This is a genomic window from Picosynechococcus sp. PCC 11901, from assembly GCF_005577135.1.
In the GTDB taxonomy this organism is placed as follows: domain Bacteria; phylum Cyanobacteriota; class Cyanobacteriia; order Cyanobacteriales; family MRBY01; genus MRBY01.
In genome coordinates, this window is the sequence record NZ_CP040360.1 from 1,702,841 (window position 1) to 1,724,907 (window position 22,067).

Annotated in this window: 17 protein-coding genes; 10 read left to right on the forward strand and 7 right to left on the reverse strand. The window is 48.4% G+C overall.

Translation table 11 applies throughout. The features are described from left to right. Nucleotides 1-29: 29 nt before the first annotated feature. Entirely contained in the window at nt 30-3,170 is a 3,141-nt protein-coding gene (locus FEK30_RS09305; protein ID WP_138073034.1) for an efflux RND transporter permease subunit, read from the reverse strand. Between the two features lie 181 nt (nt 3,171-3,351). Between FEK30_RS09305 and FEK30_RS09310 the strand changes: the two genes are divergently transcribed. From FEK30_RS09310 to plsY, 3 genes are all read left to right on the forward strand, one after another. Further along, on the forward strand, nt 3,352-3,756 hold the full coding sequence (locus FEK30_RS09310; RefSeq protein ID WP_030007233.1) for a DUF3119 family protein: 405 nt from the start codon (nt 3,352-3,354) through the stop codon (nt 3,754-3,756). A gap of 62 nt (nt 3,757-3,818) precedes the next feature. Continuing rightward, a complete protein-coding gene (locus FEK30_RS09315) occupies nt 3,819-4,943 on the forward strand; it encodes a DUF3086 domain-containing protein (protein ID WP_138073036.1) in 1,125 nt (374 codons plus the stop codon). 37 nt (nt 4,944-4,980) lie between these two features. Next, nucleotides 4,981-5,628 (forward strand): glycerol-3-phosphate 1-O-acyltransferase PlsY, encoded by a 648-nt coding sequence (gene plsY, locus FEK30_RS09320; RefSeq protein ID WP_012306637.1) that lies wholly within the window; start codon nt 4,981-4,983, stop codon nt 5,626-5,628. A 361-nt stretch (nt 5,629-5,989) separates the two neighbouring features. On the opposite strand, the gene psaJ is transcribed toward plsY, so the two are convergent. After that, complete coding sequence (gene psaJ / locus FEK30_RS09325; protein ID WP_012306636.1) at nt 5,990-6,103, reverse strand: photosystem I reaction center subunit IX; 114 nt, start codon at nt 6,101-6,103, stop codon at nt 5,990-5,992. A 43-nt stretch (nt 6,104-6,146) separates the two neighbouring features. After that, nucleotides 6,147-6,656 carry a photosystem I reaction center subunit III gene (locus tag FEK30_RS09330; RefSeq protein WP_030007236.1) on the reverse strand — a complete coding sequence of 170 codons (510 nt, stop codon included), beginning with the start codon at nt 6,654-6,656 and terminating at the stop codon, nt 6,147-6,149. A gap of 155 nt (nt 6,657-6,811) precedes the next feature. Here FEK30_RS09330 and tsaD point away from each other — a divergent pair, with 155 nt between their 5' ends. After that, nucleotides 6,812-7,879 carry a tRNA (adenosine(37)-N6)-threonylcarbamoyltransferase complex transferase subunit TsaD gene (gene tsaD, locus FEK30_RS09335; protein WP_138073038.1) on the forward strand — a complete coding sequence of 356 codons (1,068 nt, stop codon included), beginning with the start codon at nt 6,812-6,814 and terminating at the stop codon, nt 7,877-7,879. A 68-nt stretch (nt 7,880-7,947) separates the two neighbouring features. On the opposite strand, the gene purU is transcribed toward tsaD, so the two are convergent. Beyond that, complete coding sequence (gene purU / locus FEK30_RS09340) at nt 7,948-8,796, reverse strand: formyltetrahydrofolate deformylase (protein ID WP_138073040.1); 849 nt, start codon at nt 8,794-8,796, stop codon at nt 7,948-7,950. A 92-nt stretch (nt 8,797-8,888) separates the two neighbouring features. On the opposite strand from purU, the gene FEK30_RS09345 reads away from it, so the two are divergent. Both FEK30_RS09345 and FEK30_RS09350 read left to right on the forward strand, forming a co-directional pair. Further along, on the forward strand, nt 8,889-10,334 hold the full coding sequence (locus tag FEK30_RS09345; protein WP_138073042.1) for a RecQ family ATP-dependent DNA helicase: 1,446 nt from the start codon (nt 8,889-8,891) through the stop codon (nt 10,332-10,334). Between the two features lie 49 nt (nt 10,335-10,383). Continuing rightward, nucleotides 10,384-11,064, forward strand: coding sequence for a potassium channel family protein (locus tag FEK30_RS09350; protein WP_062433224.1), 681 nt, complete (start codon nt 10,384-10,386; stop codon nt 11,062-11,064). On the opposite strand, the gene FEK30_RS09355 is transcribed toward FEK30_RS09350, so the two are convergent. Continuing rightward, on the reverse strand, nt 11,061-12,659 hold the full coding sequence (locus tag FEK30_RS09355; protein WP_445260582.1) for a cation:proton antiporter: 1,599 nt from the start codon (nt 12,657-12,659) through the stop codon (nt 11,061-11,063). The genes FEK30_RS09350 and FEK30_RS09355 overlap by 4 nt on opposite strands. A 141-nt stretch (nt 12,660-12,800) precedes the next feature. Between FEK30_RS09355 and FEK30_RS09360 the strand changes: the two genes are divergently transcribed. From FEK30_RS09360 to FEK30_RS09370, 3 genes are all read left to right on the forward strand, one after another. Continuing rightward, the gene (locus tag FEK30_RS09360; RefSeq protein WP_315862718.1) at nt 12,801-13,949 is read left to right on the forward strand and encodes a beta-ketoacyl-ACP synthase; all 1,149 of its coding nucleotides are present in this window, start codon (nt 12,801-12,803) and stop codon (nt 13,947-13,949) included. Nucleotides 13,950-14,375: 426 nt separating this feature from the next. Continuing rightward, nucleotides 14,376-15,169, forward strand: a protein-coding gene (locus tag FEK30_RS09365) for an IS5 family transposase (RefSeq protein WP_138073045.1) whose coding sequence is annotated in 2 segments (ribosomal slippage) — nt 14,376-14,709 and nt 14,709-15,169 — 795 coding nt in all. Because the reading frame shifts where the segments join, the coding sequence is not laid out codon by codon here. Between the two features lie 144 nt (nt 15,170-15,313). Continuing rightward, the gene (locus FEK30_RS09370) at nt 15,314-15,808 is read left to right on the forward strand and encodes a hypothetical protein (protein ID WP_255447847.1); all 495 of its coding nucleotides are present in this window, start codon (nt 15,314-15,316) and stop codon (nt 15,806-15,808) included. A gap of 45 nt (nt 15,809-15,853) precedes the next feature. Here FEK30_RS09370 and FEK30_RS09375 read toward each other — a convergent pair whose 3' ends face one another. Together FEK30_RS09375 and bchH are read right to left on the reverse strand one after the other, a co-directional pair. Continuing rightward, nucleotides 15,854-16,714 (reverse strand): restriction endonuclease, encoded by an 861-nt coding sequence (locus FEK30_RS09375; RefSeq protein ID WP_138073047.1) that lies wholly within the window; start codon nt 16,712-16,714, stop codon nt 15,854-15,856. Nucleotides 16,715-16,804: 90 nt separating this feature from the next. Further along, the gene (gene bchH, locus FEK30_RS09380) at nt 16,805-20,521 is read right to left on the reverse strand and encodes a magnesium chelatase subunit H (RefSeq protein WP_138073048.1); all 3,717 of its coding nucleotides are present in this window, start codon (nt 20,519-20,521) and stop codon (nt 16,805-16,807) included. A 113-nt stretch (nt 20,522-20,634) separates the two neighbouring features. Between bchH and FEK30_RS09385 the strand changes: the two genes are divergently transcribed. Continuing rightward, the gene (locus tag FEK30_RS09385) at nt 20,635-22,002 is read left to right on the forward strand and encodes a Fic family protein (protein WP_065710399.1); all 1,368 of its coding nucleotides are present in this window, start codon (nt 20,635-20,637) and stop codon (nt 22,000-22,002) included. Nucleotides 22,003-22,067: the final 65 nt, after the last annotated feature.

Sequence of the window (22,067 nt, forward strand, 5' to 3'; positions counted from 1 at the left end):
TTACCATTGCAAACTTACAGAGCAAAATCCTATACCTCATCCTTTGACAGTCGGTGACCCAATAAAGATTCACTCAGGTAAGTCACCAAAATATACAAAATCGGCACCACAAACAAACTCAACAAAGTCGCCACTAGCATTCCCCCAAAGACAGTCGTCCCCAAAGACTGACGACTGGCGGCCCCGGCCCCCGTTGCCAATGTTAAGGGAAAGATCCCCGATAAGGTTGAAATTGCTGTCATCAAAATTGGTCGGAGTCGTTCCCGGGCGGCCTCAATGGCGGCTTTGGTAATCGATAGCCCTTCGCCACGTAAATGGTTTGCAAATTCCACAATCAAGATCGCATTTTTACTCGCCAAACCAATCAACATCACCAGCCCCACCTGGCAATACACATCATTAGGGAAGCCCCTAAGTACCAATGCCGTCAAAGCACCACAGATCGCTAACGGTACCGAAAGTAAAATAATCGCCGGATCCAAAAAATTTTCGTATTGCGCAGCTAGAACCAAAAAGACAAAGACCAGCCCTAAACCAAAGATAATCGGTGCTTGGCCACCAGACTCAATTTCCTCTAAGGCTGTACCCGCCCACTCATAACCAAAACTGCGGGGTAACGTTTGCTGGGCGATGCGTTCCATCGTTTGTAAGGCTTCACCAGAACTGACCCCCGGAGCCGCAGACCCATTAATTTCAATGGAACGCAACAGATTGTAGTGGTTAATGGTTTGCGCCCCAGATCCGGGTGTGACGGTGAATAACTGCCCTAGGGAAACCATTTCGCCTGTGTCGGAGCGGGTATAAACCTGACCAATATCCGCTGGATTATCCCGAAATAGGCCATCCATTTGAACATAGACCCGATAATTGTCCTGACCCAAATCAAAGTCATTGACATAGGTAGACCCAAAGGCCGTTTGTAAGGTGCCATAGACCTGGGCAATATTGATATTTTTCGCCTTTGCAAAATCCCGTTTAATCTCAAGGTCATACTTGGGATTATTGGCGGCATAGGTACTAAATACTCCTTGGAGGGCGGGGTCTTGGTTCGCAGCACCTAGCAGTTGTCCCATGGCTCCCACCAAATCCTGGATGGCAGCGCGTCCACTGCGGTCTTGGAGTTGGAACTGGAAACCACCAAAGTTACTGAGACCTTGAATCGGCGGCGGATTCACAGGAAAGACACGGGCTTCAGTAATTTGCGCAAAGGTCGGAAATAGGCGACTGATGATCCCTTGGGCTGTTTGTTCGGGTCGAGTCCGCTCTGACCAAGGTTTCAGGGGACAAAAAATAACACCAGAATTGGCTTGACTACCGCCCCCAAAACTAAAGCCACTAATGGCAAAGGTGCCGTCAATTTCGGGGATTTTGAGGAGTTCTGCTTCGACCTGCGCCATCACAGCATCAGTGAACTGCATTGAAACCCCCTGGGGGGCCTGGACAAGGGTGATGATGTAGCCCTGGTCTTCTTCGGGCACAAAGGCGCCGGGGACAATTTGGTAAAGCCAGGCGGTTATCACCAGCAGAACAGTAAAAAGACTCACCACGGCATATTTCATGCGGGTCAGTTGGAAAAGAATTTTTTGGTAGCGGCGACGGAGCCAATTTTGAAAGCGATTGAATTGGTTAAAGACTTTTCCCAAAGCACTGGTGGGTTCGGGGCGATCGCGCAACAAAACCCCAGCGAGGGAAGGCGTTAAGCTCAGGGCAATAAAGGTCGAAATCGCGATAGAGAAGGCAATGGTGAGGGCAAACTGCTGATACAAAGCCCCCGTCGTCCCTGGGAAAAAAGCCACCGGAATAAATACAGCCATCAGGACTAAGGAAGTGGCAATAACGGCTCCGGTCAACTCTTGCATCGCGGCGATCGCCGCCTGTTTTGGGGCCATGCCTTTCTCGTGGATGAGCCGGGCAATGTCTTCGACGACCACAATCGCATCATCGACCACTAGACCCGTCGCGAGGGTCAAACCAAAGAGGGTCAGACTGTTAATCGAAAAATTGAAGAGTTTAATGAAAATAAACGTCCCAATCAACGCAATGGGAATCGTCAAGGTCGGCACGAGGGTTGTGCGCCAATCTTGGAGAAAAAGGAAAATCACAAAAATCACTAAGGCGATCGCCGTGATGAGGGTGATCACCACTTCCCGCATCGATGCCGCCACATAATCGGTCGTATTAAAAGCAATCCGATAATCCAACCCAGGCGGAAACTGTTCCGAAAGGACTTCCATCTCCGCAATGACGCGATTTGCCACATCCAGGGCATTACTCCCCGGCCGCTGGAAGATCCCAATCCCGACAGCCTGGTTGCCCCGGTAGCGGACAGTGGTGTTGTAGCTCTCCGCTCCCAGCTCAACGCGGCCCACATCCCGCAGTTTAATAATCTGACCCTGCTCATCAACCTTGAGAACCAGTTCTTCAAACTCTGACACTGTTCCCAGGCGTCCCCCTTGAATTTCTAAGTCAAACTGATACTGTTGTCCGGCGGGGGCAGGGGATTGGCCCAACTGTCCAGCCCCCACCAGGCGATTTTGTTCTTGGATTGCGGCGACTACGTCCTGGGGGATGAGGCGACGGGCCGCCAGACGATTGGGATCAAGCCAGACCCGCATCGCATAGCGACGTTCCCCAAAAATTTGGACATTACCGACCCCCTCTAATTTGCGGAGGGCATCGAGTAGATAATTATCGGCATAGTTACTGAGAAAGACATCGTCATATTCGCCCGCCTCGGAGTACAAACCGACCCCAAGGACAATGTTATTGCTGCTTTTCGCCACCCTGACTCCGTTTCGCTGGACTTCTGCGGGCAGTTGTGAGGTGACGGCGGCAAGTCGGTTTTGGATATCAACGGCGGCCAGGTCTTCATTACGGCTCGCATCAAAGGTGGCCACAATGGTGCTCAGACCGTCGTTACTACTGGTGGAGGACAGATATCTGAGACCTTCGATCCCGTTGAGTTCTGCTTCAAGGATATTGGTAACGGTTTGCTCTACCACTTCAGCACTGGCCCCGGTGTAGCTGGCGGTGATGCTGATTTGGGTGGGACTAATTTGGGGAAACTGGGCAACTGGGAGGCTGGGAATCGTAATGAGACCGACCAGTAAAATGATCACACCACAAACCAGGGCAAAAATAGGCTTCTTGATGAAGAGCTTAGAAAACATTGGGAGAATCTGAGAAAAGCATCTCCCTATCGTAAGAGTTTTTTTCCAGAAAGGCCGGTAATTTTCTGGGTTTCGCGTCAAATTCTTTGTTTTTGTGCTTCAAATCAGAAAATCTTTAATGGGGAAAGGCTTGGCGTTAAAATTGGAATTCCCCCCTGCTCACCCTAAAACCCCCACAGCAATGACTTCTGCTTCTCCGTCACCTCAGCTCAGCGATCAACTGCCGCCAACGGTGGAATTACGGCCTAGCTATAACATTCCCCTGGTGCTGATTATTAGTGGGATTCCCCTGGCCCTCTGGCAAATTTGGGTGGGGGCGATCGCCTCTTTATTTGGTCTATTTTTACTTTTTCAAGCAGTAACCCTGCGACTAGAATTCACCGCCACGGATTTAGATGTTTATCGCAGCGGCGATCGCATTCGGCGTTTCCCCTATCGCGAATGGCAAAATTGGCGCATCTTTTGGACAAGGGTTCCCATCCTGTTTTACTTTAAAGAAATCAATAGCATTCATTTTTTACCGATTATTTTTGACCCCCGCACCCTCCAGCAGGTTCTCGAAGCGCGCTGCCCCCGCCAAGACTAACACCCTTCATTAATGACGCTTTCCCCTGCGTTGTCACCCGTTGCCCCTAAGGACAAACTTTTATGAGTTCAGACCCCCAACAAGACCGACCCAAATTAGATCTGCAACCCACTCCTAAAGAACCATTAAATTTGCCCTCTGAAGCGAGTGGTACCGAGACTGATGCCAGTGCTTCAACTCCTGCGCCAGACCAGACCCCAGAGACCACGACAGACAGCACGGACTTAGAAAAATTACAGGCAGAGAAAGCAGCGCTTCTGGCAGAGATTGCCGCGCTGAAGGCAGAAAAAGCGGCCCTCTTACAAACGGAAACGGGAGATCTCCAAGCTCAACTAGAACGGTTGATGGCCACAGGACTCCAAACCCTCGAAGACAGACAAGCAAGCCTGCAAAAATCTGTTGCCCAATTGGAGCGACGTCGGGACAAAATCCGTGAGGAAATGCGCACCACCTTTGCGGGTACGTCCCAGGAAATTGCCGTGCGGGTACAAGGGTTTAAGGACTATCTCATCGGGAGCTTGCAGGATTTGGCGATCGCCGCCGAGCAGTTAGACTTACCCAGCTTTGATCAAGATTGGTCTGCGGCTCCCTCCCAGGTGCCGCCTCCAGAGCCTCCTCCTCAAAAATTAACCCCGCCCCAGTTTTCGGAGCAAAGTTTTGCAGCTAAGGCGCGTCGAATCCAGGAAATGCTGGATCAATACCGGATGTCGCCGGACTACTATGGCCCCCCTTGGCAACTGCGCCGCACCTTCGAGCCGATCCATAGTGAACGGGTGAAAAAATGGTTCTTTGACCAAGGCGGACGGGGCGCGATCCGGAGTATGGGCAGCCGTCTGCAAAATATTCTTGTGGCTTCGGCCAGTTTATCGGTGCTCTACAGTCTCTATGGCGATCGCCTCCGGGCCTTGATTTTGGCTAATACCCCAGAACGACTCGGCGAATGGCGGCGGGGCTTACAGGACTGTTTAGGCATCTCCCGCAGTGACTTCGGGCCAAACTCTGGGGTCATTTTATTTGAAAGTCCCGATGCCCTCGTCCAAAAGGCGGATCGACTCGTAGAAGATGATAGACTACCGCTAATCATTATTGATGAGGCTGAGGACAATATTAATCTGTCGTTGCTGCAATACCCGTTGTGGCTTGCATTTGCGCCGGAACCCCAGTCCGATTCTTCTTACTTTTTCTAAGTTTTCGCACGTGTTTCCTGCATCGGAGTAATGGGTTATGAATCTTTCGTTGGCGATCGCCCCCTTTTGCATCGGAGTGGCCTATTTATTGGGCGCTATTCCCACGGGCTACCTAGCTGGCAAGTGGCTCAAGGGAATTGATATCCGCGATTATGGTTCCCGTTCCACAGGGGCGACCAACGTCCTCAGAACCCTCGGTAAAAAAGCGGGGATCACGGTGTTGCTCTTCGATGCGCTCAAGGGCGTTGCGGCGATCTTATTTTTTAAGCTGCTTTATACCCACCCCGAATGGATTGCCTTTCCTGCCAACTATGACCAATACTGGCTCACCATGGCCGTGGCGATCGCCGCTGTCTTGGGCCACAGCAAATCGATTTTCATTGGCTTTAACGGCGGCAAATCCGTTGCTACCAGTATCGGTGTTCTTTTGATTATGGCTCCTTGGGTTGCCCTGGGCACTATCGTTACCTTTGCAGCGGCAATTACTTTAACCCAAATCGTTTCCCTGAGTTCGATCAGTGGGGCGATCGCCGTGATGCTTTTGATGATTGTTTTACAGCAGCCCCTCCCCTACATCCTCTTTGGGGCGATCGCTGGTATTTATGTCATTGTGCGCCATCGCAGTAATATCCAAAGAATCATCGCTGGTACCGAACCTAAAATCGGGGCTAAAGCGACAAACTAAATTTTGAAATTAATGCCCAAAAAATCAAACTCTGTTTGCGGAGATCGGAAAAAGGTTATCTGCGTTTTTGATTGACTTTTCCAGTCTAATTTGTGAAGGTGTCGCTTTATTGAAGAGCCAGAATATTTGATGATTTCAAGGTTTTGTAGTCTTTGTTTATGGGCATAATCTTTTCACAAAAGAGTCAAAATGACGGCTTTTTCCTGATCCGATTCGGGGTCAATTTCCTTGATTGCCTTTCTGCCGCTACAAAGTCAAAAAAAATCAAGTCGAACCAATTAAAAAAGCACTGAGACTATTCCCAGTGCTGTTGTTTTATTAGATTATTAAAACCAAAATCCCAGTGATGTTTTATTTAAACCTACGGGTGGAATAAAAGATCAGGGAAGAAACGGTTGAACTCAATTAATAGTCCAGCCGTAAAAACCATCATTGCGGTCAACAACACCGGCGCAGAAGATAAGAACTTATCCATTTATTTACTCCAAAAAGAATGATAAATACTTAAAAATGAAAACCTAGCGAGGAGAGATGGGGACATCCGCATCCTTCACGACTAGCTCACCGGAAGTAAATTCTTTCAGAGCAGCCAAAGGCCAAGCAAAACCAGCCAACATCAAACTAAACGCCCGGGGGACATTGATGATGACTTCTTGCATTGCCGCATCTTTTTCATCACGGACTGCGATCAGATAAGCGCGACCAGCCCAGCCGATCCAACCAGCAATGTAGAGAAAGAGAATACTTGGAATTAAAAATTCACCGGCATGATCAAGACGGCCGTCCACGATGAGGTGGGGCAAACCTTCTGGGCCACAGAGGGCTTCAGAGTAAGCAGCGGCACGGTTTTGACCGGAGTTCGGGTCTGCGGTGGTGTTGCGGAAGTTCTTTGCTCTTTGTTTATAAGCGGCGGACTCACTACAGGGGGTTAAGTGAGACAAAGAATCTGCTTTCACGGGGGAAGCAAAACCCAGCCACAAAGTTAAAGAGAGAGCAAAGGCGCAAACAACAGCTACGAAACGTTGCATAAGTTTGTTTCCTTTTGTTACAAAATAATTAAGTTTTTTGTACAAAAGATACGCCAATCCATTTGTACTTTGGAAGCAATATTACTGTGACCAGCGTATCGAGTAAAGGCAAAAAAGGTTAAAGTTGTTAACTTAAATCTAAGTTATACCGATATATGAGCATTGTTTTAGCAATCGAAACAAGTTGTGATGAAACTGCCGTTGCAATTGTTAATAATCGTAAAGTTCTTGGCAATGTGGTTGCTTCACAAATCGACATTCATCGGGAATTTGGCGGCGTTGTGCCAGAGGTAGCATCACGGCACCATTTAGAAAGTATCAATGCTTGTATTGACACGGCCTTTGAGCAGTCGGGGTTGGACTGGTCTGAAATTGAGGCGATCGCCACGACCTGTGCGCCGGGCTTAGTGGGGGCTTTGTTGGTGGGGGCCGCCGCCGGAAAAACGTTAGCGATGGTGCATAACAAGCCTTTTATTGGCGTTCATCACCTAGAGGGACACATTTATGCCAGCTACCTCAGTCAACCGGAGTTAGAACCGCCTTTTCTCTGTCTCTTGGTTTCTGGGGGGCACACGAGCTTTATTGAGGTGCGCGGTTGTGGGGAATATGAACTGTTGGGGGAAACCCGCGATGATGCTGCCGGAGAAGCCTTTGATAAGGTGGCGCGGTTGCTGAAGGTGGGTTATCCAGGGGGGCCAGTGATTGATCGTCTGGCCAAAACAGGTGATCCCCAGGCCTTTAAGTTGCCAGAGGGGAGAATTTCCTTACCCGGCGGGGGTTACCATCCCTACGATTGCAGTTTTAGTGGTCTAAAAACGGCGGTGCTGCGTTTGGTGCAGCAATTTGAAACCGAAGGGAAAGCCGTGCCTGTAGCAGATATTGCGGCCAGTTTTCAATACACTGTTGCCCAGGCTTTAACGAAACGAGCTGTGCGGTGTGCAGGCGATCGCCAACTGCAAACCATTGTGGTCGGTGGTGGTGTGGCAGCAAACAGTGGTTTACGAGAAATTTTGACGGCGGCGGCAGCGGCAGCAGGGATTCAGGTTTATTTCCCGCCCCTCAAATTCTGTACGGACAATGCGGCGATGATCGCCTGTGCGGCGGCGGAACATTTCCAGAAAGGCGATCGCTCCCGGCTAGATTTGCCTGTGGCCTCCCGGTTGCCGATTACCCAGGTGCAAACTCTATACGCCCCTCTAGTTCCCCTCAAGGGGAAATCTTAAGCTGCGCCACCTCTCTCAAGGGACATACACCCTCCGTTCTATCGACCACCTCCCTTAAGGGAGGATTTTTAGGCGAAGACGGCGGTGCGGTTGCCGTAAACCAAAACGCGATTTTGTAGATGGAGGCGGACGGCGCGGGACAAAACAATACGTTCTAAATCTTTGCCTTTGCGAATTAGATCTTTCACGTCATCTCGGTGACTGACCCGCACCACATCCTGTTCGATAATCGGCCCTTCGTCGAGATCCTGGGTGACGTAGTGGGCCGTGGCACCAATGATCTTTACGCCTCGGTCGTAGGCGCGGTGGTAGGGTTTCGCCCCCGCAAAGGCTGGTAAAAAGGAATGGTGGATATTGATCACCCGGTTAAACTTGCCAAGAAAATCTGGACTGAGCACCTGCATATATTTAGCGAGGATCACCAGATCGATGTTGTATTCCTGTAATAGGGCCAGTTGTTTCGCTTCTTGCTCCGCCTTGGTAGCTTTGGTGATCGGGATATGGTGAAAATCAATCTTAAATTGTTGGGCGATCGCCGCTAGTTCCTGGTGATTGCTAATAATGAGGGGGATTTCTGCCTTGAGTTCTTTGGCCTGTTGTCGCCAGAGCAGATCCAGCAAACAGTGATCCTGTTTTGTGACCCAAATGGCCAGCCGGGGAACCTGGTCAGAAAAATGTAGGCTGTAGGTTGCCCCCAACGGTTTGGCGATCGCCCCGAAAGCAGGTTCAATGACCTCCCGTGGCAGGTTGAATCCGTCTAGCTCCCACTCGATGCGCGTCAGAAATAAACCAACGCTAAGATCCGTATGTTGATCGGCGTGGATAATATTGCCGCCGTTGGCATAGATAAAGTTGGCAATTTTCGCAACCAGACCTTGTTGATCCGGACAGGACACTAGCAGAGTAGCAGTGGGCATTGCTTTTTTAGATTCTTAAAGGTTCGCAAAACTCCATTATTGTACGGGTTTCGCCTTGAAAATAAACGGTGTAGCGAGAAACTCACGAAAAAATGACACAGACTTGGGCGCAGGTACAGCACACCTTCCAACAAATTTGGGGCTATGACGATTTTCGGCCACCCCAGGATCAGATTATCCGCAGTTTACTCGCCGGACAGGATGCTTTGATTATCATGCCCACCGGTGGCGGCAAATCCATTTGTTTTCAACTACCGGCTATTTTACAAACGGGCCTGACCCTGGTGGTTTCTCCTCTGGTGGCCCTCATGGAAAATCAGGTGCAAACTCTCCAGGCAAAACGCCTCTCGGCCCGACTCCTCCACAGTCAGTTATCAAAATTAGAGCGGCGGCAAACCCTGCAGGCGGTGGCAAAAAATCAGTTGCGCTTGCTCTATCTATCGCCAGAAACCCTTTTAAGTCCCCCGGTTTGGGAAATACTGATTCAACCCCAGCTAAAGGTGAATGGTTTAATCCTCGATGAAGCCCATTGTCTGGTGCAGTGGGGAGATACCTTTCGTCCGGCCTATCGCCGCTTAGGGGCTGTCCGTCCCGCCTTACTACGCCACAAACCCAAGGGCACAAAAATGGCGATCGCCGCTTTTACGGCCACCGCTGATCCCCAAGCTCAAAAGAGTATCAGCCAAACCCTGCAGCTCAAGAGTCCCAAAAAATTTGTCGAGAGTCCCTATCGCCCCAATTTACAGTTAGCGAGCCGCACCGTTTGGAGTCCCAAGGGCAAACGAGACCAGTTGCACCGATTGCTACAAACCAATGCCAAGGCGTCGGGGTTGATTTATGTCCGGTCGCGGCGGGAAGCGGAAACCCTAGCCATGACCCTGGGGCAACAAAATTATCAGACAGCGGCCTACCATGCAGGTCTTAGTCCAGGCGATCGCCGCCAACAGGAAAAAGATTGGCAAACGGGGCGCTTACAATTTGTCGTTTGTACTAATGCCTTTGGGATGGGCATTGATAAAGCTGATGTGCGCTGGATTCTTCACTACCATCCCCCTAGTCTTCTGGCGGAATATCTCCAGGAAATTGGTCGCGCCGGCCGCGACGGTAAAAAAAGCACAGCCCTAAGTTTGGTCAGTGAACCCACGGGCCTTTTAAACCCGGAGGATAAAAATCGCACGCGCTTTTTTCAACAAAATCTCCAAAAGCAGATCCGCCACGCCGCAAAATTGGCCCAGACCCTTCCTCTCCAGGGCAGCATTTTAGAACTCGATCACCAGGCAGAATTAAGCCTAGGGATTTTACACAGCACCGGGCAACTCTGCTGGCGGGATCCGTTTACCTACGAACGTCAGCCAACCTTAGATCCGAAAGCCTTCACGATTCTGAGACAGCAACAAATCCACGCTGTTCGCCAGCTACAAACCTTTTGGCAACAAAAAACCTGCCGCTGGCAATTTTTAATCGACAGTTTTGGTTTCCATGACCAGGCCAAAGACTTCCGCTGTGGCCATTGCGATCGCTGTCAGAACTCTTCATGATCAAAGCGAAAGGCGATCGCCTTTTTTCCAGTTACCAAGGAGAAACCCCATGTACGTTTTAATCGGTGGTGCCGGGATGATGGGACGAGATCTCGCCAAAACCCTCCAACGAATGAACCACACCGTCGCGATCATTGATACCGATCCCGCCGCCTGCCAGGATGCCCGCGAAAAAATTGGTGTCATGGCCTTTGAAGGAAGTGCCGTCAAAACCAGTGTCCTTATCGAAGCTGGCATCCGCAAAGCTAACGCCGTGATTGCCACGCTCCGGGACGATGCCCTGAATCTGGCCTTGGTAACTCTCTGCAAACACTATGGTGTCCCGCAAATCATTGTTCGGATGCGCGATCGCGACTTTATCGAGCCCTATAAACTCGCGGGAGCAACCCACATTATCAGCACCACAGAACTGGCCCTCAATCGTGTGGTTAATGCCATTGAATATCCTGAAGTCGATGCGATGATGCACTTTGAACAGGGACAAATCGAAGTTTTAAAGCTCTCGATTCCTGAAAATTGCGCCATTGTTGGCCGGAGCGTCGCAGAATTAGCCCAGGATCATCGGTTTCCTGCTGGAACATTGGTAATTGGCTACCAAGCGCACCCCCACGAAGAATTACAAATTCCCAACGGCAGCACCCTCCTAGAGAGTGGTTCGACAATTTTGGCTGTCACCAAACCAGAACTGGTACACCAGTTGGTGGACTTTATGGGGTTGTGTGTTGTTTAGGGATCCCGGAGCGCCAGAATTTTTTGGTTTAACTCCTGTAAATAGGGCCGGGCCGTCTCATCACTGATTAAACCCTTGAGAATCGCTTCGTTAATGGCACTTTTTTCCGCGAGAAAGAGGCGATGGCGCAACCCTTCTAGATAAGCTTGGTTTTCAAACTGGCTCAGTTTTTGGGTGAGGCGCTGATTATAAAGTCCCCGCAACTCTTCCTCGGCGTTGGCAATGCGGGCCTGGTAGCTGGCAAAGAGTTCTTCATAGAGAAATTTTGGTAGACTGCCACTCTGTAACAGTTCCTTCAGTTCCTCCTGGGCAGATTTGGCGGCGATTAGATTAAGTTGCAAATTTTCGAGGTGTTGGCGGACGGGGGAAGGCTTGGCAAGTTGCAGCTTTTTCACGAACCAAGGTAAGCTCAAACCTTGACCAATCAGGGAAACCAAGACGGTACTAAACACGAGGGTAATCACCTGCGATCGCCCCTGGAGGGTTAAAGGCAAACCGAGGGCGAGGGCCATGGACAAAGAGCCTTTCACATTACCGAAAATGAGTACGTGCTGCCAGCGGAGGGGCAAGGGGCGGTCGAAAAATTTCAGCACCGACAGCAGAGGATAAATCGAACAAATCCGCCCTACTTGATAGGCCAGTACCGCCAGTAAAGCCGCCGGAATTGTCTGTAACAACGATAAAGGGGCGACTTCAATCCCCACAAACAGAAAAATGAAGGTATTCACCCCAAATCCCGCATATTCCCAGAAATTCAGGAGCGTAATTGTCACGGAGCCGGAGCATTCTCGCAGCGCCACGTTGCCGATCAAAAGTCCCGCGATCAACACGGCGATCGCACTAGAAACCCCCAAGGCCTGACCAATTTGAAACGTACCCAGAGAGACCGCCACCGTCAACAAAATATTACTGAGGGGATCATCCAATTGCCGGAACAGGCCAATGCACAAATAACCCAGACCCAGGCCCAGCAAGCCACCCCCCACAAAGGCAATTAAAATTTGTTCAACCCCTTCCCCGACGCTAAACGAACCTTGCAGATGAATGGTGGTCACAATATTCAGTAGAACAAGGGCAATCCCATCGTTAAACAAACTTTCCCCTTCCACAATGGTCGCCAGTCGCCCCGGTACTGGCACCGTCCGAAACGCCGCAATCACCGACACTGTATCTGTAATCGTGAGAATAACGCCCACCGCACAGGCCGTTAGCCAAGCTAAATCTAAGCTGACCTTCAGGAAAAAAGCGGTGATTGTCGCCGCCAAAAGCACCCCTGGCCCCGCTAAAAGGGCAATCGGTTTAATGGTGCTCCGCAAACGACTGATATCGGTATTGATCGCCGCCTCAAAAATTAGAATCGGCAAGAATAAATTGAGAATGACCTCAGGATTCAAGCCGATGGCATCGGAGAGAATTTGTTTGGGGATCAACAACCCTGCCAGCACCAGACCAATCACGTAGGGAATCCTCAGCCAGCGGGTCACCAGTGCCACGACCGTCGCCACCAACAGCAACAAAATTAAAGTATTCACCAATCCGGTAAAGGCATTGGCCGGCAAAGAAACCGCTTGTCCGAACAGGAAGATGTGGCGCACAATGATCAGGGGAGGATTGGGCACGGTGGTAAGTTTCCTTGGTGAGAATAATCGGTTGCAACATCCTACGGTAACGGCGATCGCCAGAAATCGACAGGCTGACGCAAAATTTTTGATGCTTAGTGACGGGATATTGATATGGTGCGGGTAGTGATAACAGGCCTGGGTTTACGCTGTGCCCTGGGCGATCGCCACCAGGCTTGGCAAAAATTACAACGGGGAGAAAGCGCGATCCAATTGCGGCAACCGTTTCGGGATTTATCTGTTATTCCGGTGGCGATGTTGGGGAAAGCGCCTGTAGATTTAGAAACACTCCGGCGATCGCTCGTTGAGGCGACCCTCGTAGATGCTGGCCTAGAACCCCCTTTAGAACATTGCGGGATTGTGATCGGCTCCAGTCGGGGCTTTCAGGGGCAGTGGGAAAAGCTGCGGTATAACGACCAACAAGGACATCAGAGAGGATTAGAGAATTGGTTAACTTATTTACCCAACCAATTGGCGATCGCCACGGCCCAGCAAGTTGGCTCCCAAGGGCCAGTTTTAGCACCGATGGGGGCTTGTACCACCGGATTATGGGCGATCGCCCAGGGCTTTGAACTTTTGCAACGGGGCGATCGCCCACAAGTCCTAGCCGGAGCAGTGGAATCTCCCGTCACACCTTTAAGCATTACAGGGTTCCAGAAAATGGCGGCGTTGGCGACGACGGGCTGTTTTCCCTTTGACCAGCGGCGGGAAGGCTTGGTTTTAGGGGAAGGGGGGGCGATCTTTCTGCTTGAAACCCTAGAATCGGCCCAGCAACGAAACGCCAAAATTTACGGGGAAATCCTCAGTTGGAGTTTTACCTGTGATGCCCACCACATGAACGCGCCCCAAGGTAATTATCAGGTCGCAATGAAGGCGATCGCCCAATGTTTAGAGCGGGCTGGCCTGGAACCCGAAAATATAGATCACATTCACCCCCACGGCACCAGTACCCGTTTAAATGATCAAGCCGAAGCAACGATGATCGAAACGCTATTTCCCCACCGTCCTTTTGTCAGCGGTAGTAAAGGGGCAACGGGCCACACCCTCGGCGCATCGGGAGCTTTGGGGGTGGCGTTCTCGCTGTTAATGTTGCGGGATCAACGGCTTTTTCCCTGTGTAGGCTTAGAACAATCAGAATTTGACTTGAATTTTGTTACAAAAGCCCAAAATACTCCACTCCAGAATACCCTCTGTTTCAGCTTTGGGTTTGGTGGCCAAAATGGGGCGATCGCCCTACAACGCTTTCATGAATTAAAACACAGCTAAAAGCCACTAAAAACCACTACATTCAAACTCAATAATTTCTCATTTTAGACAGTTTACAATCAGAAAAAGAATAAACATAATCACTTGATTTATCCTCAAGATTTTTTGCTATAGGAATAAGTTAAAAAAATAAAGCGCTAATCTATGGAAGAGGACACTCAAAATCTGAAACGAGATTTTTTTTCGCGCGGCAAGAACAAAATTTAGACCAACTATAACTTGCTTCTCATTTCGCTAACTGAAACAAAGTTTTCATCTTTTCAGGAGACAATTAATAAGATGTCAGCACAACCTAACAAATCACAAAACAAAACGCCTAGTAGCATTAAGAGGGTGTTTATAAAGTAAAGATAAAGAGAACAGGATTTTTGCCCGTGAAGTCGTTAAGGTCAAGCATAAGCGTAACGACACAGGAGAATAGCACCAATGTCTCAAGCTTCTTACCCCAGTGACCTGACCGATGCAGAATGGGCTTTACTAGAACCCTTGATTCCTGCTCCAAAGTCCGGCGGTCATCCACGTACTACTGATATGCGACAGGTCTGCAATGGGATTTTCTATCTCCTCAAAACCGGTTGTCAATGGGCCTATCTGCCCAAGGACTTTCCTCCCTCCTCCACGGTGTACTACTACTATCGCAAATGGCAGAGGCAGGGAGTTTGGGAAAACATCAACCATGCTTTGCGGACTCGCTGCCGTCAAGCAGTGGGGAAAACCCCAGAACCTAGCGTCCTGATTGCCGATAGCCAATCGGTCAAGACGACAGAAAAAAGGGCGATGTCTATGGCTTCGATGGCGGGAAACAGGTCAAAGGAAGACGGAGAAACTTGCTAGTCGACAGTTTAGGGTTACTTTACAAAGTGATGGTCTCCGAGGGAAATAGCTCAGAACGAACCTTTGCCCTTGCTGCAGTGATGGAGCTAAGGGAGCAGCAACAGCAGATGTTGAAGCGATTGCGGTTGATGTGGGTAGATGCTGGATATCGAGGAGGACGCTTTGCCTTAAGTCTCTGGTTAATGGTGCAAGCCAAGGTGGAAGTGATTAGCAGAAACAGTAAAGAATTCATGGTACTCCCGAAGCGTTGGATTGTTGAACGTACATTTGGTTGGTTGAATTATTATCGTCGCCTTAGTAAAGACTATGAGCAATTATCAGAAGTGTCGGAGGCAGGGATTTATGCTTCCATGAGTCGTCTGATGTTGCGTCGGCTAGTTTCCTAAAGATTTACTTTATAAATGGTCTCTAAGAAACAAAACCGGACTCCAAAGTACGGAGACAACTATAATCGAGGGTACATTGGTTTTACCTACAACGACTCAAACTTCGTTTCCAGAGGCATTGCCTACTTTACAGGCCTTGGCAGGATGAGTGATATTATCACGACCCATACCTTGATTGTGACGGGAGCCGATGAGTGCATTGAAGCCCATGCACAATCAGGAGTACAAAGATCGAATTTAAGTAAATATTTTGACGATGAACAGTGCGACATTTTCTTCAGAAAACCAAGAGGTCTCAGTGAAGATATTGCAACGAACTTGATTAACCGTGCGGAACAAGAACTCAATAGTGAATATGATCTGCGTTTAATTGCGGCCCATGCGGCGGCTGGCACAATGCTCGGTCATTTTCTCAATCGATTATCTCAGGGTCAGTTGGAAAAGCAAATTGCTCAACTTTTAAATAAAGCAGATGCTTGGATTTGTAGCGAATTAATTGCCTATTGTTTAGATCAAGATCCCTACAAAGATCAGGGTATTTTAAAAGAGCCTTGGGAAACAATTTCTCCCCAGGAACTGTCTGAAGATTCTTTAGGGCAGATTTTCGAACCATGGCGTGATTTCCAGCAGCAGAATTAAATAAAATTAGTGAACTAAAACATGGATGAATTTCTAGCTCTTGAACTAGATTTTAGTAAACCATTCAGCATCAACATCGACTGACTCAATCAAATTTATTTTGACCCCTAGGCCAAGTTCTTTAAGTCGTTGAACTAACTGCTCACCATCTATTAAATCAATGGGCGGTGCACCATCACGAGTTGCTTCTTTGATTGCATCTCGCGTAAAAGTTCCTGTTGTGATCATCAAGCCTTTATCAGTTCTCCCTTGCATTGCGCCTCGGAAATCTCGAATTTGACTTGCCGTCACTGAGCCTTGATAGCGCTTGCATTGAAAGAGTACATGAAAACTCAGAAATCCATTAATTCTTGCAATGCCGACCCCATCAATTCCCCCATCCCCTGATTTACCTGTAACTTGTACCTGAATAAAACCAGACTCACGCAGCAACCGTTGAGCTAATCGCTCGAAGGCGGCGGGGTCTAATGACAAAAGAATTTCGTGAAGCTGTTGATGCCAAGTGCTTTCATCTAAATTTTCCGTAGTTTCAGTTGATTGGTTTGGTAAATCTATCGAGGCTTTATTCTTCTTGTCTAACTCTCGAACAAACCTAACAACTTCCCTAGGATCGAGATCGTCGGGGGTGATCGTCGTTGAGGTTAAAGACCAAACGCCCCGTGCTGAATTTTCTAAAAGACCATATTTTTTTAGATAAGTCCGACTCCATGCCAGTCTATATTCGACTTCACTCTGGGATGTGTTTCCATGAATAATTTCAAGAATCTGATCTGGCAGATTTAATAACTGGATGACCTGTTCATAAATTTCTTCAATGGTGCCAGAGCCTCCTAATGTTTGCAGAGCTTGAACAGTAGGAACCAGCAAAGCATCAAAAGTAGGTACTGGGGGAGCTGAATGATTCATAAAAAGCGTGTGCTAATTTCTATATCCATGATCAACACCCTAAATCTTAAGGGATTAAGCTTCTTACAAATCTTTGAAATCTTGTCTCAATTAAGTTGTAATTCCTTCTAAAACATCGTCCGTAAGGTCATAAAGATCACTTAGTTTTTGCAATTTTTCATCGGAAGCTTCCCAGAAACCGCGCCCATGGGCTTCCAACATTCGCCCGACAATATTCCGGAAAGCTTCGGGGTTGGCCTCTCGCAATTTTTGCGCCATGGCTGCATCAAGGGCATAGGTCTCTGCGGCTTGGTCATAGACCCATTGATCCTGGAAATCGACTGTACCGCCCCAACCGATTAAAGCTGTCATTCGCTGGGAAATTTCATAGGCTCCCCCAGACCCCTGATCGGCCATTGCCTCAGCCCACTTGGGGTTGAGCAGCTTAGAGCGATATTCCATGCGCAGCACCGATTCTAATTTTCGGGGCGTTGTGTCCTTCGAGAAACTTTCCACAAAGCTGGCCGTAACGGTTTTACCGCTGGCATTTTCCGCCGCTTTTTTCAGCCCCCCGGTATTGGCGTAGTATTCCTGGATATCTGTCAGGCCATATTCCACGGAGTCAATTTCTTGCACGAGGCGATCGCCTGTTTGGAGTAATTTTTTCAAGACCTCCGGGCGTGCCTGACCCTTATCATTGCGGCCATAGCTGTATTGATTGCGGCCTTCCCAGGTTTTCGCCAGTTCATCGCTGTTGTCCCAGTTGCCTTCGACGATTTGATCATTCACCAGGGAGCCAAAATCCCCGGCAGGATTGGAGAAGAGGCGGGCGGTGGTATTTTCGACTCCTTCGGCCTGGAGTTCGAGACTGTGTTTGCGGATAAAATTTTGGGCAGGATCTTCGTCTACGGTGGCGGCCCGGTGGAATAGATCATCGAGTAGTTCAATAATGTTGACAAAGCTATCCCGAAAAATGCCCGATAGGTTCGCCAAAATATCGATGCGGGGATGGCCGACAACTTCCAATGGCAATAATTCATAACGAACAATGCGCCCCGTCCCTTCCTTGATTGGTTCTGCCCCCACCAATTCCAGCAGAATCCCCAAGGATTCTCCCTTTGTTTTAATGGCATCCAAACCCCAGAGCATTACCGCCACCGTTTCTGGATAATTGCCCGTTTCCTCGAGGTGTTGCTGGATGATTTTTTTACCAATTTCCCGACCGCGAGCATAGGCCGCCGGGGAAGGCATCCGGTAGGGATCGAGGGCATGGATATTGCGTCCTGTGGGCAAAACTCCCAGGCCATCTCGCAATAAATCGCCCCCAGGGGCAGGGGGAATATATTCGCCGTTTAAACCCTTGAGCAGGTTCGTGATTTCGTCGTCCGTTTGCAAAAGGCGATCGCCAATTTCCCGCGCTTCTGCCAGGAGTTCCGGTTGGTCGCAGGTAATTTCAGGCTCTCCCTGGGCAACCTTGGTAAGGATATTTTCCGAAAGGCGATCGCCAAAATAGGCTGCGAGGTAACTTTGGATAATTGCGGGGCTAGGTTTTTCCCCCAGGACATGGAGACCAGAGGAAAAGAGACGTTGCTCTAGGGTTTGTAGGTATTCATAAATTTGGACGAAATAATTTTGGAGGGCGGTTTTGCTGAATAAGGGAGCATTTGTAACAGTAAATTCGATCCCCTGCTCCTGGCCTACTGTAAATGGGCAATCTTCCGGCAGGCCCAGATCAATAATTTTTTGAATAATATCCGGGTGGAGAGCGTCATTTTTCTCTGGATCTTCGCGATATTCCCCGATCAAATCCCGCAGCACCAACAGTTTTTTGTATAAACCAGCCCGACCATAGGGGGGCACATTGTGGGAAATCAGGGTGCCGTAACCGCGCCGCTTCGCCAAAATCGACTCTGAAGGATTATTCGCCGCGTAAATGTACAAATTCGGCAGATTTCCCAACAAAATATCCGGCCAAGAATAACTGGTATTCCCCAGGGGCGAACCGGGCAACCATTCCACTGTGCCATGCATGCCGAAGTGAATCAGGGCATCGGCGCGGAACTCATTTTGAAGCCATTTATAAAAAGCAGCATATTGGGGATGGGGCGTTAAATCTTTCTCGAACATCAACCGCATCGGGTCACCAGAAATGCCTAGGGGCGGCTGCACGCCGATCCACACCTTCCCGAACTGGACGCCTCCCACCTGACATTTGCCCCCAAAGGTTTTCAGACCCGTATTCGTTAAACTTTGCCACTGCTTTTCAATTTTCTGGGTCAGAAGATAACCCAACCAACGATCCATGATTTTGAGATCGATATTTTCCAGGGTCTGCTGGGGCGCCAAGGCGGGATCAAGGCGGTAGGCTTCATCAGCCGCTTTCACCAAACGAATAATTTCCTCGCCATCTTCTGGAAAATTCCCCACGTCGTAACCCTGAGCCTGGAGCGTTTTGAGAAGATTGACCAAACTTTTGGGGACGTTTAATAATGCCGCTGTGCCCGTCGCCCCGTAGCCTGGCGGAAAGCCGTAGAGCAAAATGGCCAATTGGCGATCGCCTGGGGCGGTATTTTTCAGGCGAATCCAATTTTTTAGTCGTCCCGTGAGCCGTTTCACCCGTTCAGGGATCAGGTAAATATCCTCGCCCACCAGTCCTCCGAGGGGAATCGTATCAATCGCCCCATCCAGTTCTGGCAGAGCATAGAGCACCACGCTTTGGAGGCCGCCAATCCCTTGTCTCGTCCAGGAGTGGAGGTCTTGGATTAACAAGGGAGCCGCAACGAGATAGGGAATATTTTTCGCGCTCAAGATACTTTTGGCCACCTCCACTTGCCGCCCCGCTTCCATGGAACCGGCAGGGCCACCCACCAGGGGAAACCCAATCGTCGAAACAATGCCTTCAACCCTAACCGCATCGGCTTTGAGAGATTTAATGGCCACCTGGCCATGGAGCCTTTGATGCTGTTCATAGTCCGTGGTCAGCCAATCCCGAACGATCACATGGGCCTCGACACCATTGATGAAAATCGGCAGGGGCACTAACCCGTCGGCTTCAAATTTACGGATCAGTTGGGGAATGTAGGGCTGCTCAGTGACAACGTGCTTGCGGTAGAGGAGGACGGCAACGACGGGGTTTAATTTTTGCTCTGGAAAGGTGTGGCGATGCCAATCGAGATAAGCCTGGGGACTGAGAAAATAGCCATCATGGTCGGGATGGAGCAGGCCCAGATTCGGCGTTTCCACCACAGCGGGCAATTCTCCAATATTGAGACCCAAGTAATTTTCGGCGATCGCCCAACACATGGCCGCCACATTATCCGTCCCGCCGGCGTTCCAGTAACCGTAGATAATCAGCCAATTGCGCAGATCCTGAACTTTTTTCGCGGGAATATATTTCAGCAGCTTCGGCCCGGTCTTGAGGAAACTTAGGTAGCCAGCGAGCTTATCTTCTTCCTTGCTGTTGGTAAATTTGCTCAGGATAAATTTAATCGGTTTCGGCATTCCCTTGGGTTGCTCGCCAATGACAAACTTGCCCAACCGAGTCAAGGCCATCAGCTCCAGGGCCGACTCAAAAACTAAGCGTACCGGAATATTTTCGACCCGTTCCCGCAGCCAAATCACCTGGTCATAGTCAAAAATCAGACTGGCGAAAAAAACATCGGCCCCCTGTAAAGCTTGGGCCACGGCCTCCGGTTGACTGACCAAATCCCGATCATTAAAGGTCAATACTTCCAGGTCGGGACAACGGGCGATCGCCTTTTGGGCAGCATCCCGATACAAGCTGGCATTAAACGCTTCAAACCCGGTGATGATCACAATGCGCTTCATGGGAGCGGCCTTTACTTTCCGTTACACTGCGATCTTAGCAACTTTTTCTGGGCCTATTTCCTGGTCTTTATCTCAAAAATAAGTCAAAATGAAATAAAAAGTAGGATAATTTTATGAAAATTACGACTCCTCCTTCAGAAAAAGAGCAAAGAAAGCTACTTCACGAGTTTTTAAAAAAATCACCACATAAAATTGAACAATACTTAGAATTAAATTCTCCAGTTGATTCTAAGGGAAGATACTTATCATTTGATGAGCTTCAGTACAGAGTCGATAAATCAGTTAATGCAAAATTAGCTTGGCAGTTTGTTAAAAGAGCACGGCAAAATCAACTCAAGCCAGTCATAGCTCTCGGATCACCTCCAATAGAGTGCGAATTTTTCTTGACACACATTATCCAAAAAGCCTGTTCCGAAGTGGATAGACACACTACAAATGCTGCCCTAGAATTAATGTGTAGCAAGATAGGAGAGCAGAAGAACTTTGAATATTTAATTAACGACTTAATCGAAGATGAGGCTATTGGAAGTAGTCAGTTAGAAGGCGCTGCGACAACAACACGGGTTGCAAAAACTCTTCTAAAAAGACAAAGAAAACCAAGAACTCCTGACGAGAAAATGATTCTTGGTAACTTTAATATGATGCATTTTGCATGGGAGCATCGAGATGAACTTCTCTCATTAGATTTAATCAAAGAACTTCATATTGCTGGAGTCAAAGGAATTCAGGACAATAAATATTATCCTGGCAGAATTCGTGATACAGATGATGTTGAAATAGTTGATGAAATAGGAAATGTCATATATACTCCTCCATCATCACAAGGATTAAAAGAAAGACTAGAAAAGTTATCAAACTGGGCAAATATTCAACATCATGAGGTTGACAGTTCTAATTATTTACATCCTTTAATCAAGGCAATTACTCTGCATTTCGCCATTGGTTATGAGCATCCTTTTTATGATGGCAATGGAAGAGTCGCAAGATCTCTCTTTTACTGGTATATGTTCAAAAATAGATTTGCAGCATTTCGCTATATCACTATTAGTTCACTATTGAAAAAAGCTCCTGCCCAGTATGCTAAAAGTTACCTATATACTGAAACTGATAATATGGACTTGACATATTTTTTGAACTATCAGTGTGATATCATCACTAGAGCCATTAAAAGATTCAGAACAACATACGAAAAAAACCTCAAAAATATGGAGGATTTTAATCAATGGCTTTGGGAGTCTGGATTATACGAACAACTAAATCATAGGCAGCGTATCATATTACAAGTTGCCAAAAATGGTGTAGTGAGTTATTTTACTACGAATGAAGTTAAAAATAATTTGAGTTGCTCCTACAACACCGCAGCAAATATTTTAAATAAATTAGTTGATTTAAAATTATTTAGAAAAGAAAAGAAAGGACGTGAGTGGGTCTTTTCTATGCTTGATAAAAAAGAAATTATTCGTGATTGGGAAATAAATTAGTGGCATTAATTTTAGATCTTAAAAGTTAAAATCGTACTCTAGTATAAGCTGGCATTAAGTTTATC